This window comes from Corynebacterium sp. HMSC074C05, from assembly GCF_001838325.1.
Classification (GTDB): Bacteria; Actinomycetota; Actinomycetes; order Mycobacteriales; family Mycobacteriaceae; genus Corynebacterium; species Corynebacterium amycolatum.
In genome coordinates this window covers 84,505-98,033 of the sequence record NZ_KV836284.1, presented here as the reverse complement: position 1 = coordinate 98,033, position 13,529 = coordinate 84,505, and the positions used below count along the sequence as shown (strand labels likewise).

The following is a 13,529-nucleotide window of genomic DNA, read 5'->3' as shown; positions in this document are numbered from 1 at the left end:
TCGCTTCAATGTCAGTTCAGTGCGTGTTGAAAAGTTCAGTAATTGCTGTATAGTTCAGCATATGCTGACTATTGCTTCACGCCTCGACGTCATGAACCGGCTCGGCCGGGCCATGGCGGATCCGACGCGCTCCAGAATCCTGATCACCCTACTCGACGGCCCGAGCTACCCGGCCGTGCTTTCGCGCGACCTGGACCTGACCCGCTCGAACGTCTCGAACCACCTGACCTGCTTGCGTGACTGCGGCATCGTCGTCGCCGAGCCGGAGGGCCGCAAGACACGCTACGAAATCGCCGATCCGCACCTTGCGACAGCGCTCAACGCGCTAGTGAACGCGACGTTGGCTGTCGACGCAAACGCCCCGTGCATCGACCCTGAGTGCTCGGTGCCCGGCTGCGACGGGAAAGGAGCGGACGCATGAGTTCAGCATGTGGATGCGAACACGAACCAGCCACGGAGATCGAAGATCTCGATCGGCCATGGTGGAAGGACCCCGAGTTGCTACTGCCGATCTTCTCCGGCGTAGCCCTCGGTATAGGCCTGGCGCTGGATTGGTCCGGGCTAGAGACACCCGCGACAGTCCTGTTCTGGATCGGCCTGTTGCTAGGGGCGTATACGTTCGCGCCCAGCGCTATCCGGAACCTTGTCACAAAGCGCAAGCTCGGCATTGGCTTGCTGATGACGATCAGCGCGGTCGGCGCGGTAATCCTCGGTTACGTCGGAGAGGCCGCGGCGCTAGCGTTCCTGTACTCGATCGCCGAGGCACTGGAAGACAAGGCGATGGACCGGGCCCAAGGCGGACTGCGGGCACTGTTGAAGCTGGTACCGCAAACCGCGACCGTGCTGCGCGACGGTACGGCGGTTGAGGTCGCAGCGAAGGACCTCGCGGCTGGCGAGCTGATGCTCGTGCGCCCCGGAGAGCGGATTGCCACGGATGGCATCATTCGGTCTGGGCGCTCCAGCCTTGACACCTCAGCGGTCACCGGAGAATCCATTCCGGAGGAGGTTGCGCCCGGCGACGAGGTGCCCGCGGGAGCAATCAACTCCGCCGGCGTGCTGGAGGTCGAGACGACCGCAGCTGGAACGGACAACTCGCTGACCACACTCGTGGACCTGGTCGAGCAGGCGCAGGCGGAAAAGGGCGACCGCGCCCGGATCGCCGACCGGATTGCCCAACCCCTAGTGCCCGGGGTGATGATCCTGGCGGTGCTGGTCGGCATGATTGGCTCGCTGCTGGGCGACCCCGAGACGTGGATCACCCGCGCGTTGGTGGTCCTGGTCGCAGCATCGCCGTGTGCACTGGCAATCTCCGTGCCGCTGACGGTCGTGGCCGCGATCGGCGCGGCCAGCCAGTTCGGCGTGGTCATCAAATCCGGCGCGGCGTTCGAGCGACTCGGCGGCATCCATCACCTGGCGGTGGACAAGACCGGAACCCTTACCCGCAACCAGCCCGAGGTTACCGACGTGGTCCCGGCAGACGGATTCGATCCGGCGCAGGTGCTTGCTTTCGCGGCGGCAGTTGAGCAGCAATCGACGCACCCCCTCGCTGCGGCGATCGCGGCAGCGGTGCCCGAAGCGCCCGCTGCCTTGGACATCAGCGAGGAAGCCGGGCATGGCATCGGCGGCACCGTCGAAGGTCGACGGGTACTTGTGGGCAGTCCCCGGTGGATCGACGCCGGGCCACTGAAGGCAGACGTTGAGCGCATGGAGTCCGAGGGTCAAACCTGCGTCCTTGTCACCGTCGATGACGCCCTCGCCGGGGCGATCGGGGTTCGCGACGAACTGCGGCCCGAGGTGCCCGAAGCTGTGCAGGCCCTGCACGCCAACGGCGTGGAAGTGAGCATGCTCACCGGCGACAACACTCGCACCGCCCGGGCGCTGGCTGAAATCGCCGGAATCGACGACGTGCGCGCCGAGCTGCGTCCAGAGGACAAGGCAAGCATCGTCGCCAAGCTCTCCTCCAAGACGCCGACGGCGATGATTGGCGACGGCATCAACGACGCTCCTGCGCTGGCGGGCGCGACGGTGGGCATAGCAATGGGAGCGACCGGCTCTGACGCCGCAATCGAGTCCGCTGACGTCGCCTTCACCGGCCACGACCTCCGGTTGATCCCGCAGGCGCTGCAGCACGCCCGTCGAGGCAGCAGGATTATTAACCAGAACATCGTGCTGTCTCTGGCCATCATCATCGTGTTGATGCCGCTGGCGATCAGCGGCGTGCTGGGTCTGGCCGCCGTCGTATTGGTTCACGAGGTCGCTGAAGTTATCGTGATCTTGAACGGCCTGCGGGCTGCGCGAGCGAAGCGCTGACGCGCACCTTCGCCCAGCGCGCGGCTCTCCAGCGCGGATCTTTGAAGGATCGAGCTGCTCAGGGACCAAGCGTCGTCTCAAAACTTTTGATGCCGCGCTTCATCGACACGACCCGCGACTACCTGGGCAGCGTATTTAGCAAAAGGACTCGACACCCGTCAGGGTTGCCGAGCCGTCGCCGGTCCAGTTGCTGTAACCAACTAGATGGAGATTCTTCATCGCGGTTTCACGGCCACGCATGAGGTGGCGGAATGGACCGAGGGCCGGACGGAAACCAGTGCACCAGATTAGATGGTCGTGGTCGAGCTCGCTCAAGCTATCGAAGATGGAGGTAGCGGTGAGCTGGCCGGCGTCGCGGAGCTCACGTAGATGAGGAAGCGCGAGAATGTCCCCGAGGTTCGGGTCGGAATCGCCACCGAGAATCCGACGACGGCTGCTACCGTAGGCCTCGTTGCCTAACTGACACCAACGCCGTGTCCACTACTCGGGGGACACCCCCAACATTAATGCTGCCCTGCCGGCAGACCAGGGCGGCCGTGTGAGTATCGGACAATAATGCGTAGTCCTCCAAGGTTCTGGACACAGGGGCTTTCCCCTTTCCTCAGTGGTGCGACCAGAGGGAGTAGAAACATCCACCCCGGTGCACCCGCTGCGGTGACAACGACCCATCGCCCGCAGCAGGTGGCAATCGTCACGGTTATCCCTCTTTTTCAGATTCCTGTCCTCGGGATCAGAAAAAGACGGGGACCTGTCATAGGTCAGTGAGCATTTGCTGCATCTGGGCAATCTCGTCCTCCTGGTCGTTGATAATTTGTTCGGCCAGGGTGATTGCATGGGGATTCTGGCCGTCAGCAACCTCGTCACGGGCCATGTCGACCGCGCCTTCGTGGTGGGCGGTCATCTGCTCCAGGTAAAGGCGGGCGGCGCCGGTGCCCTGGGCTTCCTCAAGGGCTGTCATGTCCTCCTGGCTCATCATCCCGCTCATGCTACCCATCTCGCCGTGATCCATTCCACCTATCTCATCCATGGTTCCCATGCCCCAGAGTCGGTGACCGGCTGCTGGTCCCAGGCCTCGAGCATGGCGTTCATCCGGTCAATCTCCGGTCCCTGGGCGTCAATAACTCCCTAGGCAAACTCCACGACCTGGGCGGGGATGCCCTCCTTGGCCAAGAGCATCTCACTCATTTCCACGGCCTGCTTGTGATGGGGGATCATCATCTGGGCAAACATGATGTCCGCGTCGTTGTGATCGGCGGAGATCTCCCCGTCCTCCTCAGTCGCCGCCCTGGTGGTCTCGGTCGTCTCAGCGGTAGTCGTCGCAGTGCTGGTGGCCGAGGTGGTGGCGTCGGTGTTGCCTGAGTCGGTGGCCTCACCGCAGGCGGCCAGCACCAGGGTGGAGGCCACGGCGAGAGCGGAAAGAATAAGGGTGCGCTTTATGGTGGAGCCCTTTCAGGGTCATATGGGGTCAGTGGAGAGAAGTGATGGATCAGTGGACGGCGGTGGATTTCGGAGTAGGCGTGGTGTGTTACTCCTTCGGACTGGTGGGAGCCAGGTGGGCCGGGTCCAGATCAATCCGGCGCAACAACTGGGCGTTCAGGGCCACCACGATGGTCGAGGCAGACATCAAGATCGCGCCCACGGCCGGGGACAGCACGAACCCGATCGAGGCGAGCACTCCGGCGGCCAGCGGCACGGCGAGGATGTTGTAGCCAGAGGCCCAGACCAGGTTCTGGATCATCTTGCGGTAGCTGGCCTGGGACAGCTCAATCATCGACAGCACTGCCCGCGGGTCATCACTGGCTAGGACCACCCCGGCAGATTCCATGGCCACATCCGTGCCGGCACCGATGGCGATACCGACCTCCGCACGGGTCAGAGCGGGGGCGTCATTGACACCGTCACCGACCATGGCCACGCTCAAACCCCGGTCCTGCAGCTGCATGACCTTGGTGTCTTTGTCCTGGGGCAGGACCTCGGCGAAGACCTCATCGATCCCCAGGTCCTGGCCAACCGCCTGGGCCACCTGCTGCGCGTCACCGGTGATCATCGCGACCTTCACCCCGCGGTCCTGCAGGGCTTTCACGGCGGCGCGGGATTCGGGGCGGATCTTGTCCTCGACGGCCACCGCACCGATAATCTGACCGTCGCGGACAATATGGAGCACACCGGCCCCACGCCCGGTCCAGGCACTGGTGGTGTCGGTGAGCTCGGCCGGGGTGGTGAGGTTGAACTCGCGTAGCATGTTCGGCCCGCCCACGAGGATCTCAGCGCCATCGACAGTGGCCCGGACCCCCGGCCGGAGGCGGCGCTGAAACCAGTTGCACGCATTTGCCGACGGGAGGCCTCGGGATGGGCGGCCGCGGCCGCCACGATGGCGCGGGCCACGGGGTGCTCGCTGTCGGCCTCCGCGGCGGCGGCCAGGGCCAGCAGCTCGCCCTCGGTGACGCCGACAGCTGCTGCGACACCGGTGACCGCGTGCGCACCCTCGGTCAGGGTGCCGGTTTTGTCGAAGAGCACCACGTCGATGGTGCGCATCCGCTCGAGCGCCATCCGGTCCTTGATGAGCACCCCGGATTTCGCGGCCCGCTCGCTGGAGATCGCAATGACCAGCGGAATCGCCAGGCCCAGGGCGTGCGGACAGGCGATGACCAGCACCGTGACCGTGCGCACCACGGCATTGTCCGGGCTGCCAATGATGGTCCACACCACCGCGGTGATCAGAGCGGAGATCAGCGCGAACCAGAACAACAACGCTGCCGCCCGATCCGCCAGGGCCTGGGCCCGGGAGGAGGACTCTTGGGCGTCGGCAACCATGCGTTGGATCCCGGCCAGGGCGGTGTCCCCGCCGGTAGCCTCCACCCTGATGCGGACGGTGTTGTCGGTGGCCACGGTACCGGCGACCACCTTGTCACCGGTGTCGCGGAAGACGGGACGGGATTCGCCGGTGATCATCGCCTCATCGAATTCGGCGGCTCCGTCGATGATGGTTCCGTCGGCCGGCACCCGGGCACCGGCCCTCACCAGCACGACGTCGTCGACGACCAGCTCGGAGATGGCCACGGTGCGGGTGGTCCCGTCGATGACTTTCTCGGCCTCATCCGGCAGCAGGGCAGCCAGCGCGTCAAGCGCGGAGGACGCGGCCCCGAGAGCACGCATCTCCAGCCAGTGGCCCAGCAGCATGATGGTCACCAGCAGGGCCAGCTCCCACCAGAAGTCCAGGTCAAAACCGCCCAGCCCCAGAGTGGTGACCCAGGAGGCGACAAACGCCACGGTGATGGCCATGGCGATCAGGAGCATCATCCCGGGTTGGCGGGATTTCAGTTCTTTCCATCCGCCCTTGAGGAAAGGCGTTCCGCCGTAGACGAAGATGATCGTGCCCAGCACCGGGGGGATCCAGGTGGATCCGGGGAATGCCGGGAGGTGGTAGCCGAGCAGGTGGGCGACCATGGGGCTGAAAATAACGGCGGGAATGGACAGAATCAGCGACCACCAGAAGCGGTCCCGAAACATTGCAGTGCTGTGTCCAGCGTGTTCGCCGTGACCATGAACGTGGTGGTCTTCGTCCAGGGCGGAGTGCGGGTGATCGTGGGGCATCCCCTGGCCGTGGGTGTCGGCATCTGTGTGGTGTTCGTGGCTGGCATGATCCGGGTGGTGGGTGTGGTCTGTTTCCGGAGCGGGGTGATCACCATGGTGATCGCCGGAATGGTGGGGAGTGCTCATGACGTTCCTTCCGCTCAACCCGGTCGGGGTCGAGATGATGGGTAAAACTGATCAGGATAAGACGGTGTAGCCGGCCTCCTCGATGGCCCGGCGAACCATCTCCGGAGGTACGGCACCGGTGACCGTGACGGTGGAAACACCACCAGCAGCGAGGTCAATCTGGACGTCGTCGACCTGGGGGAGCCCCTGAAGGGCCTGAGTCACGCTTTTCGCGCAGTGCCCGCAGGTCAGGCCGGTGACCTGGTAGCTAGGGGAGGACCCTCCTGCTGACGAGTCGCTGGCGGCAGGGACGGAGGCGGTGTCGGCACGTGAGGCAGGTCCGCAACAGCTGCAGCCGTGGGAGGCCATCGGCAAGAGGCGGGGCGGGGAGGTGATCATGGGAAAGCTCCTACGGGTCGGTGGGATGCGGTAACGCTCGCTAGCATATACCCCCCTGGGGTATATTTTCAAGGAGTGGAGGGCACGGCCCTCACACGGGGCAGGGTGTGCTCACCGAGCAGCCTCCTCACTGTCGGGAGGGGACAGCGGGAGGCGGAGGGCAAACACCGCTCCGCGACCGGGTCCGGGGGAGGTGGCGGTGAGAGTGCCGCCGTGGGCCTCGATCAATGCCTTGGAGATGGTCAGACCGATACCAGACCCGCCGTTGTCCCGGCTGCGGGCGGCATCCCCCCGGTAGAAGCGCTCGAAGATGTGTCCGAGCTGGCCAGGTGGGATGCCCTCGCCGTCATCGGCGACGTGGATGAGCGCGGTGGACGCCCCCTGTCGGTGGACGCTGATCTGGACCTGCCCGCCGGCCGGGGTGTGCCGTAGCGCGTTCGACAGGAGATTGCTCATCACCTGGCCGAAGCGTTGCCGGTCCACGAGCACCCGGGCGGTGTCCGTAATGGTCTCGACCTGTAAATCGACGCCTTTGTCAGCATAAGCTTCCCCCGCGGCAGCAGCGGCGGTATGGAGCAGATCCCCGAGCCTTTCCTCTGCCAGGTCCAAATCGATCCGGTGTTCCTGGGCTCGGGAGACATCGTCAATGTCTTCCATCAACCGGGTCAGGCGGGTGAGTTGGTCAGCCATGATCGTATGGTTGGCATTATTCCAGTCCACGACCCCGTCCTGGAGACCATCGAGGTAGACCATGAGCACCGATAAGGGGGTGCCCATTTCGTGGGCCAGATCAGAGAGCATCTGGCGGCGGACCTGTTCGGTGTGTTCCAGCCGGTCGGCCATGGTGTTGAAGGCATCTGCCAGGGTGGCGACCTCGGGGCCTGCTTCTCCGGCGGGCACGCGGATACGGGAGTTACCGGCCGCCAGGCTGGTAGCGGCGCGGGTGAGATCCTGCAGGGGGGTGCGCAGGCGACGCGATAACCACAGGCTGGCCAGTAGGGCGCTGATCAAGGCAGTGGGCAGGGCGACGGCCAGGGTGATCAGGTTGGCGTCCCGGTAGGCCTGCTCGGCATGGAACAGCTCCAGCGAGGGGTCCTCCCGGCCGGCCATCAACATATGATCATGGAACAGGGTCGGCCCCACCGTCGTGGCCACGGCCGCGGCCACCATCAGGCTAATCACCACGACCAACACCTGGGCGGCCAGGAAGCGGAAGGTCAAGCCGGGTCCGTGATTCATGGCTGCCCCACCCGGTAGCCCACGCCACGCACGGTGTCGATAAACCCCCGGCCTCGGGTGTCGGTGCCGAGCTTGCGACGCAAGTTGCCGATGTGGACATCGACGATGCGTTCATCACCGACCCAGGTAGTGTCCCAGACCTCGGTGACCAGGTCGTGGCGGGTCAGCGCCTGGCCGGGGCGCAGGGCCAGGGCAACCAGCAGCTCGAACTCCGTGCGGGTGAGCTCCACGGTAGTCTCCCCCACCCGCACCTGATGGGCGACGGGGTCAAGGATGAGGTCACCAACGATTAAGGGGGTGGTCACCTGCGGTGGGGTGGTGCTGGTGCGCGGGCGGCGCAGCACTGCATGCACCCGGGTCACCAGTTCCCGGATGCTAAAAGGTTTGGTGATGTAGTCATCCGCCCCCAGGGTCAAACCGCTGATCTTGTCGTCCTCGCTGCCACGCGCGGTGAGCATGAGGATGTAGCAGTCCGAGAAGGTGCGGATCCGTCGGCACACCTCCAGGCCGTCGAGTTCGGGCAGCCCCAGATCCAGCACTACAACATCGGGGGAAAAGCGACGGGTCTCGTCCACGGCCTGGGTGCCGGTGTGCGCCTGACGGGTATCGAAGCCTGCCCGGATGAGGTAGGAGGCCACCATCTGAGCCAGGGGTTGTTCATCATCGACGACCAGCACCCGCCCCGGGGGCGTGGCGGTGGTCGGTGTGTGGTCAGCCATAGACCCCAGTATCGCTCCGGTCAGAGGGGAATACCATCCTCGCTCAGTGCCCGGCGGGGAATCTTCATCAAATCTTCAAATATAACCCTTCGACCGCCGTCACCCCTGTGCCCCACCCCGGGCCGGCGGCATCACCTCCCTTGGTCGGTTCAGCAGGCGCCACCAGGGATTTTACTGCAAGCACCGCATACCCGGGGCGGGTAGAAGGACATCGCCCACGGCTGTGGGGTGGTGTCCCGGTGGTGACCCAGCTCACCGAATTCACCCTCTTTTCGCCCTGCTATAACGCCGTGAGCAGGGTTTTTGATTTCTAGTCCGTCAGGCACCCGTGCTAGATAAAGGCATGGCATCGACCTTGAGGCGGTGTCTTCTCATGGTCTTACCACGATCCAAGGAGATTGACGTGAAACGAGCAGCGATCGCAGTCGCCGCCCTTGCCCTCGCCCTCACGGGGTGTTCGGCTGCCGACCCGGAACCCACGGCCGACGGGACGGTGTCCCAGGATACATTCCTGACTGCCCATGGCCTGGCCGACATGGGCGCGGTGGAGATCATTGATCACCTCGACCGGCAGAAGGTCACTGAGCGTCCCACGGATTTGATCGCCTCAGTGCGTGCCGATGAACTGCTGCTCTCGAGCGGTGACCAGGAAGTCGTGGTCGATCTTCCCGACAATCAGACGTATGTCTCGATCGCACCCTATCTCACCTCCACCCACGACTGCTTCTACCACAGCCTCACGACCTGCCTGGGGGAACTCGACAATGAGGATATCCAGGTCACGATCACCGATGAGGCGACCGGTGAGGTGCTGGTGGACGAGGCGACAACCACCTTCGACAACGGGTTTATTGGCTTCTGGCTTCCCGATGATGTCACCGGTCTGATTGAGGTCAGCTACCAGGGGCGTACCGGCACCACGGAGTTTTCCACCGCCGACGACGGTGCCACCTGTGTCACAGACCTGCGCCTGACGTGATGGCTCAGCAGGGTCCTCACCTGCGCCTGTCTCCCGTGTCACTGAATTCTTACACCAGGAAGGTTAAATCATGACGAATGCGTTTTCCCGACGACAGTTTCTGCTCGGCGGGCTCGTCCTCGCCGGCACCGGGGCCGTGGCCGCCTGCACCAGCGATCCTGGACCCGCTGCCTCGGCACCAGGTTCCTCCCTTCGCCCCACTCCCACCCCCACTGCGCTCGGTGAGCCGACGGTGCGCCGGACACTGACCGCCCGGCCCCTCTCTCTGGATATCGGCGGTATCGAAGCCAAGACGTGGGGATACGTCTCTGACACCGGGGATGCGGCCATTGAGGCCACCGCCGGCGACGTCCTCCAGGTCGATATCACCAATGAACTGCCTGAGAGCACCTCCATCCACTGGCATGGCATCGCACTCCACAACGCAGCCGACGGTGTGCCCGGCATGACCCAGGACCCCATTGAACCTGGCGAGTCTTTCTCCTATGTTTTTGAAGTCCCCCACGGTGGCAGCTACTTCTACCATTCCCACTCCGGCCTGCAGCTTGATCGCGGCCTCCACGCCCCACTGATCGTCCGTGACCCGCAAGACGCTGAGGACCAGGACGTCGAGTGGACCATCGTGCTCGACGACTGGGTCGATGGCATTCAGGGCACTCCCGACGATGAGCTCGACAAGCTCACCGGAATGGGTTCGGACGACCATAACGGGAAGAAGGGGATGGGAGGTCACGGCCATATGATGCACGGCACCCCGGACCGGGTACTGGGCGGGGATGCCGGCGATGTGATGTATCCGCACTACCTCATCAACGGACGTATCCCCCGTGCTCACCGGACCTTCGAGGCTCGCCCGGGCGACAAGGCCCGCCTGCGGTTTATCAACTCCGGCGGTGACACCATCTTCAAGGTGGCCCTCGGTGGTCACCGCATGACCGTCACCCACACCGACGGCTTCCCTGTCCAGCCCCGGGAGACCGAATCGATCTACCTGTCGATGGGCGAGCGTGTCGACGTCGAGGTCATCCTCGGCGACGGCATCTTCCCGCTCACGGCTTTGGCGGTGGGTAAGGACGACCGCGCCTTCGCCGTCATCCGCACCGCCGGCGGCCAGGCTCCCCGCCCCGATGTCGACTTCCCCGAGTTGTCATCCACCGGACTGCTTCTGTCCTCCCTGAAGCCAGCAGACCGTGCACTCCTGCCTGAGGGCACACCAGACCGAGAAGTCAGCATCGACCTGGGCGGGCAGATGATGCCGTATGAATGGAGCATTCTCACCGACGGCCAATCGTCCTCCGCGACCGTGCAGGAGGGCCAGCGCCTGCGGATGGTCATGCGCAACAGGACCATGATGCCCCATCCCATGCACATCCACGGCCACACGTGGGCGCTGCCCGGCAGCGGCGGGCTACGCAAGGACACCGTCCTTCTCCGCCACGGTGAAACCATGATTGCCGACCTGATCGCTGACAACCCCGGTGAGTGGGCATTTCACTGCCATAACGCCTATCACATGGAAACCGGGATGCTCAGCTCGCTTCGCTACGAGTAACCCCCCACAGCAGGGTTGAGTGCCGAGGTGGGCAGAGTCGCTGCAGGCCACCCACCGGGCAGCACGATGACCTTCCTCGGTGTTGTGGTCTTCCGGGACAACCAGAACACCGTCTTCTTCCCCACCGCCCCGGAATATGGAGATCTAATCCATGCCGAGCACACCCCGCAGAGCCGCCATCGCGGTTGCCGCGGTGCTCACCGCCGTGACCCTGGTGGCCTGTTCCTCAGGCGACGGCGTCCGAAACGCCGTCGCCGTCGGGGGGGGGCACCTTCCAGTTCCACTCACCAGGAGGCCAAACCGAGATTATCTACGCAGAGGAGGAATGTGCGCCGCTGCCGGGCTTCTCCTGCCCGTCGTTGATGGAGGAAAGTGAGGAGATCAGCCTGTCTGATTTTGAAGGCGAGGTCGTCGTCCTCAACGCTTGGGGCTAGTGGTGTGCACCGTGCCGGACGGAAGTCGATGACCTGCAGCTTGTCCAGGAGACTCTCGACCCCCTCGGTGGCACGGTGCTGGGCATCAACGTCCGTGACTACAACCAGACCATCGCCCAGGACTTCAAACTCGACAACGCGGTGACCTATCCCTCGATCTACGACCCGCCGTTTCGTATCGCTGCGGCCCTGGGAGGTGCCGACCTCGGTCATCCCGACCACCATTGTCCTGGACCGAAGCCACCGCCCGGCCGCGGTGTTCCTGAGGGAGGTCACCGCCGATGACATCCTTGATGTCGCTCTGCCGCTGGCCGAGGAGGCACCAGCATCATGACCGTTGATGTGATTGCGCAGTTGGCGATTGGCCAGCAGTTCGCCGACGCCGCGGCCACCGGGCCACTGATGATCGGCATCCTGGCTGCAGCAGCTGCAGGTCTGATCTCGTTCGCCTCCCCGTGCGTCGTACCCCTGGTACCCGGATATATGTCGTATCTGGCCAGTGTGGTCGGCGGGGAGGTCGACTACGACGCCGAGGGGGGCGCGGTGGTCACCAAACGCCAGTGGGCGGTAGCGGGTGCGGCCGGGTTGTTCATTCTCGGCTTCACCGTCGTCTTTGTGCTGGCCACCGTCACCGGGGGTGTCTCCCGAGTAAAGGACACGGCGTTGGTGTCAATCTATTGCGCAGTAAACGTGCCAATCGAATGGCTGGCTACTTCACTGTTTAATTAACGTGTCAATGAAATGGCTGCCTAGTACATAGTGCAATCTACGTGTCAATAAAGTGGCTGGGACAGAAGAGAGCACGCAAGAAGGGCCAATTGAAGCAGCAATGCACTGCACGCTGGCGATATCGCGCATGGAATTACCGCGTTCGATAGCACGATAGATACCAAGTACAGCCTCCGCCTCAGCAGGGATGATCTCGCCTGTTGAGCTGTAGCCAATAGGACGTACACCGTCGGAACACCAGCGCCCTTGCTCAGCACGCTGCTGTTGGGCGCGTGACTGCCTAGCGCCTTTACGCTCGGGTACACTGGCGGAAGCTTGCTAGCGGTAGTCAACGATTTCACCCTCCCCTGGGCCCCGTGATGGTGTAGTCACGTTGAATATGCGCTGTTGCCTGACCCCACTCGCTCGCTTTAACCCGCGCTTGGTGCGAATCGAACGATGCTTGATCAGTGAATTGTTCTGATACATTCCATACGAGCGGGTCGTCGGATTGAGTGACCTCGAAGCGCAGACACCCGGGTTCATCACGAGAGAGCTCAACGTGTTTTGGAAGGAACCGTTCAACGATTGAAACATCACTGTGGTCTTTGCAGATCAAGATGCCGTTCAGCTCGATCATGCTCATAGAACACCTTCGCTATAAGTCAGACGCGGCGCTTAAACGTTGAACTTGAACTCGACGGTATGTCGTTGCAAAGTTACTCCCTCTCGTTAACACCATCAAAAGGAGTGTTATCCAATGAAAGCGTTCGGCTTCTTAAGCTTCGGGCATTACGCCTTCGGCAGCTAGTGCGGGCCATCTGCGGAAAAGATCGCCAAGACTCGTCTGGAGATCACCCAGGCTGCGGACGAAATCGGCGTGAACAACGCGTCCTTCCGAGTCCACCACTTCGCGCTGCAGGCCTCCGCCCCGATGCCGCTGCTGTGTGCTATCGCGGCCACCACCAAAATCATCGAGGTGGACACCGGCGGCATCGACCTGCGCTAGCGCATATCGGGGTTGTAGCGTTTGAGTCATTGAGTCCCGCCGTCTACAAGTACCTACACACTTGATCGGTGCTGCACGTTTCAGGATCCGGGTGCGCGGCGTCCTGGCTAAGGTCCGCGATAGTGTCGCGCAGCACGGAGAGCTGCGCGATCTGCTGCTCGATCTCAGCGAGGCGCACGTCAAGCAGGTCGCGCACGTGCTCGCAGGGCGCATGGCCGCCGTCGCGGATGTCGAGGATCTGGCGGATCTGGGCGAGGGTGAGGCCCGCGGCCTGGCCGCGGTGGATGAAGTCGATCCGAGCGACCGTCTCGGGCGCGTAGTCGCGGTATCCGGACGGCGTGCGCTCGGTCGGGGGCAGAAGGCCCTGTTCCTCGTAGAAGCGAAGGGTCTTCGCGGTAGTGCCCGCCCTCTCGGCGAGTTCTCCGATCCACATTACTGTCTCCCTCCGTGGCCGCGCTTGACCTTCCCCTGCACTGGAAGG

Annotated in this window: 11 protein-coding genes and 5 pseudogenes; 8 read left to right on the top strand and 8 right to left on the bottom strand. The window is 63.7% G+C overall.

Annotated elements, in window-relative coordinates:
* Nucleotides 1-61 precede the first annotated feature (61 nt).
* Together HMPREF3042_RS03075 and HMPREF3042_RS03070 are read left to right on the top strand one after the other, a co-directional pair.
* Entirely contained in the window at nucleotides 62-421 is a 360-nt protein-coding gene (locus HMPREF3042_RS03075) for a Cd(II)/Pb(II)-sensing metalloregulatory transcriptional regulator CmtR (protein WP_048733754.1), read from the top strand.
* Complete coding sequence (locus tag HMPREF3042_RS03070; RefSeq protein ID WP_070856030.1) at nucleotides 418-2,310, top strand: heavy metal translocating P-type ATPase; 1,893 nt, start codon at nucleotides 418-420, stop codon at nucleotides 2,308-2,310. The genes HMPREF3042_RS03075 and HMPREF3042_RS03070 overlap by 4 nt, the downstream gene beginning before the upstream one ends.
* 135 nt (nucleotides 2,311-2,445) lie before the next feature.
* On the opposite strand, the gene HMPREF3042_RS10955 is transcribed toward HMPREF3042_RS03070, so the two are convergent.
* The 3 genes and pseudogenes from HMPREF3042_RS10955 to HMPREF3042_RS03055 all read right to left on the bottom strand — a co-directional run bounded on the left by HMPREF3042_RS10955 (nucleotide 2,446) and on the right by HMPREF3042_RS03055 (nucleotide 5,820).
* Nucleotides 2,446-2,625: a hypothetical protein gene (locus HMPREF3042_RS10955; RefSeq protein WP_224784021.1), complete on the bottom strand. Its 180-nt coding sequence runs from the start codon at nucleotides 2,623-2,625 to the stop codon at nucleotides 2,446-2,448.
* 436 nt (nucleotides 2,626-3,061) lie between these two features.
* Nucleotides 3,062-3,747: pseudogene (locus tag HMPREF3042_RS11125) on the bottom strand (DUF305 domain-containing protein).
* Between the two features lie 88 nt (nucleotides 3,748-3,835).
* A pseudogene (locus HMPREF3042_RS03055) lies at nucleotides 3,836-5,820 on the bottom strand (copper-translocating P-type ATPase).
* 33 nt (nucleotides 5,821-5,853) lie between these two features.
* Here HMPREF3042_RS03055 and HMPREF3042_RS10950 point away from each other — a divergent pair.
* Nucleotides 5,854-6,075, top strand: a complete 222-nt coding sequence (locus HMPREF3042_RS10950; RefSeq protein ID WP_246822300.1) for a hypothetical protein — start codon at nucleotides 5,854-5,856, stop codon at nucleotides 6,073-6,075.
* A 6-nt stretch (nucleotides 6,076-6,081) separates the two neighbouring features.
* On the opposite strand, the gene HMPREF3042_RS03045 is transcribed toward HMPREF3042_RS10950, so the two are convergent.
* The 3 genes from HMPREF3042_RS03045 to HMPREF3042_RS03035 form a co-directional block, all read right to left on the bottom strand.
* Nucleotides 6,082-6,408, bottom strand: a complete 327-nt coding sequence (locus HMPREF3042_RS03045) for a heavy-metal-associated domain-containing protein (protein ID WP_048731341.1) — start codon at nucleotides 6,406-6,408, stop codon at nucleotides 6,082-6,084.
* 111 nt (nucleotides 6,409-6,519) lie between these two features.
* Nucleotides 6,520-7,647 (bottom strand): sensor histidine kinase, encoded by a 1,128-nt coding sequence (locus tag HMPREF3042_RS03040; protein WP_070856028.1) that lies wholly within the window; start codon nucleotides 7,645-7,647, stop codon nucleotides 6,520-6,522.
* Nucleotides 7,644-8,366 (bottom strand): response regulator transcription factor, encoded by a 723-nt coding sequence (locus HMPREF3042_RS03035; protein WP_038626116.1) that lies wholly within the window; start codon nucleotides 8,364-8,366, stop codon nucleotides 7,644-7,646. The genes HMPREF3042_RS03040 and HMPREF3042_RS03035 overlap by 4 nt, the downstream gene beginning before the upstream one ends.
* Before the next feature lie 403 nt (nucleotides 8,367-8,769).
* Between HMPREF3042_RS03035 and HMPREF3042_RS03030 the strand changes: the two genes are divergently transcribed.
* The 4 genes and pseudogenes from HMPREF3042_RS03030 to HMPREF3042_RS03015 all read left to right on the top strand — a co-directional run.
* Nucleotides 8,770-9,345: a CueP family metal-binding protein gene (locus tag HMPREF3042_RS03030; protein ID WP_070856063.1), complete on the top strand. Its 576-nt coding sequence runs from the start codon at nucleotides 8,770-8,772 to the stop codon at nucleotides 9,343-9,345.
* Between the two features lie 70 nt (nucleotides 9,346-9,415).
* Nucleotides 9,416-10,897: a multicopper oxidase family protein gene (locus HMPREF3042_RS03025; RefSeq protein WP_070856027.1), complete on the top strand. Its 1,482-nt coding sequence runs from the start codon at nucleotides 9,416-9,418 to the stop codon at nucleotides 10,895-10,897.
* A 151-nt stretch (nucleotides 10,898-11,048) separates the two neighbouring features.
* A pseudogene (locus HMPREF3042_RS10600) lies at nucleotides 11,049-11,665 on the top strand (TlpA family protein disulfide reductase).
* Nucleotides 11,662-11,964, top strand: a pseudogene (locus tag HMPREF3042_RS03015) (cytochrome c biogenesis protein CcdA); the annotation flags it as partial. The pseudogenes HMPREF3042_RS10600 and HMPREF3042_RS03015, both read left to right, overlap by 4 nt.
* Before the next feature lie 433 nt (nucleotides 11,965-12,397).
* On the opposite strand, the gene HMPREF3042_RS03010 reads toward HMPREF3042_RS03015, so the two are convergent.
* Nucleotides 12,398-12,685, bottom strand: a complete 288-nt coding sequence (locus tag HMPREF3042_RS03010) for a putative quinol monooxygenase (RefSeq protein WP_048734831.1) — start codon at nucleotides 12,683-12,685, stop codon at nucleotides 12,398-12,400.
* A 114-nt stretch (nucleotides 12,686-12,799) separates the two neighbouring features.
* On the opposite strand from HMPREF3042_RS03010, the pseudogene HMPREF3042_RS11120 reads away from it, so the two are divergent.
* A pseudogene (locus HMPREF3042_RS11120) lies at nucleotides 12,800-13,045 on the top strand (alkane 1-monooxygenase); the annotation flags it as partial.
* A 46-nt stretch (nucleotides 13,046-13,091) separates the two neighbouring features.
* Here the strand turns inward: HMPREF3042_RS11120 and HMPREF3042_RS03000 are convergent.
* Nucleotides 13,092-13,481, bottom strand: a complete 390-nt coding sequence (locus tag HMPREF3042_RS03000) for a heavy metal-responsive transcriptional regulator (protein WP_005290994.1) — start codon at nucleotides 13,479-13,481, stop codon at nucleotides 13,092-13,094.
* Nucleotides 13,482-13,529: the final 48 nt, after the last annotated feature.

Coding starts and splice junctions, on each gene's coding strand:
- HMPREF3042_RS03075 (WP_048733754.1), top strand. CDS start 62: ATGCTGACTATTGCTTCACGCCTCGACGTCATGAACCGGCTCGGCCGG.
- HMPREF3042_RS03025 (WP_070856027.1), top strand. CDS start 9,416: ATGACGAATGCGTTTTCCCGACGACAGTTTCTGCTCGGCGGGCTCGTC.
- HMPREF3042_RS03070 (WP_070856030.1), top strand. CDS start 418: ATGAGTTCAGCATGTGGATGCGAACACGAACCAGCCACGGAGATCGAA.
- HMPREF3042_RS03035 (WP_038626116.1), bottom strand. CDS start 8,366: ATGGCTGACCACACACCGACCACCGCCACGCCCCCGGGGCGGGTGCTG.
- HMPREF3042_RS10950 (WP_246822300.1), top strand. CDS start 5,854: ATGAACGTGGTGGTCTTCGTCCAGGGCGGAGTGCGGGTGATCGTGGGG.
- HMPREF3042_RS03040 (WP_070856028.1), bottom strand. CDS start 7,647: ATGAATCACGGACCCGGCTTGACCTTCCGCTTCCTGGCCGCCCAGGTG.
- HMPREF3042_RS03045 (WP_048731341.1), bottom strand. CDS start 6,408: ATGATCACCTCCCCGCCCCGCCTCTTGCCGATGGCCTCCCACGGCTGC.
- HMPREF3042_RS03000 (WP_005290994.1), bottom strand. CDS start 13,481: ATGTGGATCGGAGAACTCGCCGAGAGGGCGGGCACTACCGCGAAGACC.
- HMPREF3042_RS03010 (WP_048734831.1), bottom strand. CDS start 12,685: ATGAGCATGATCGAGCTGAACGGCATCTTGATCTGCAAAGACCACAGT.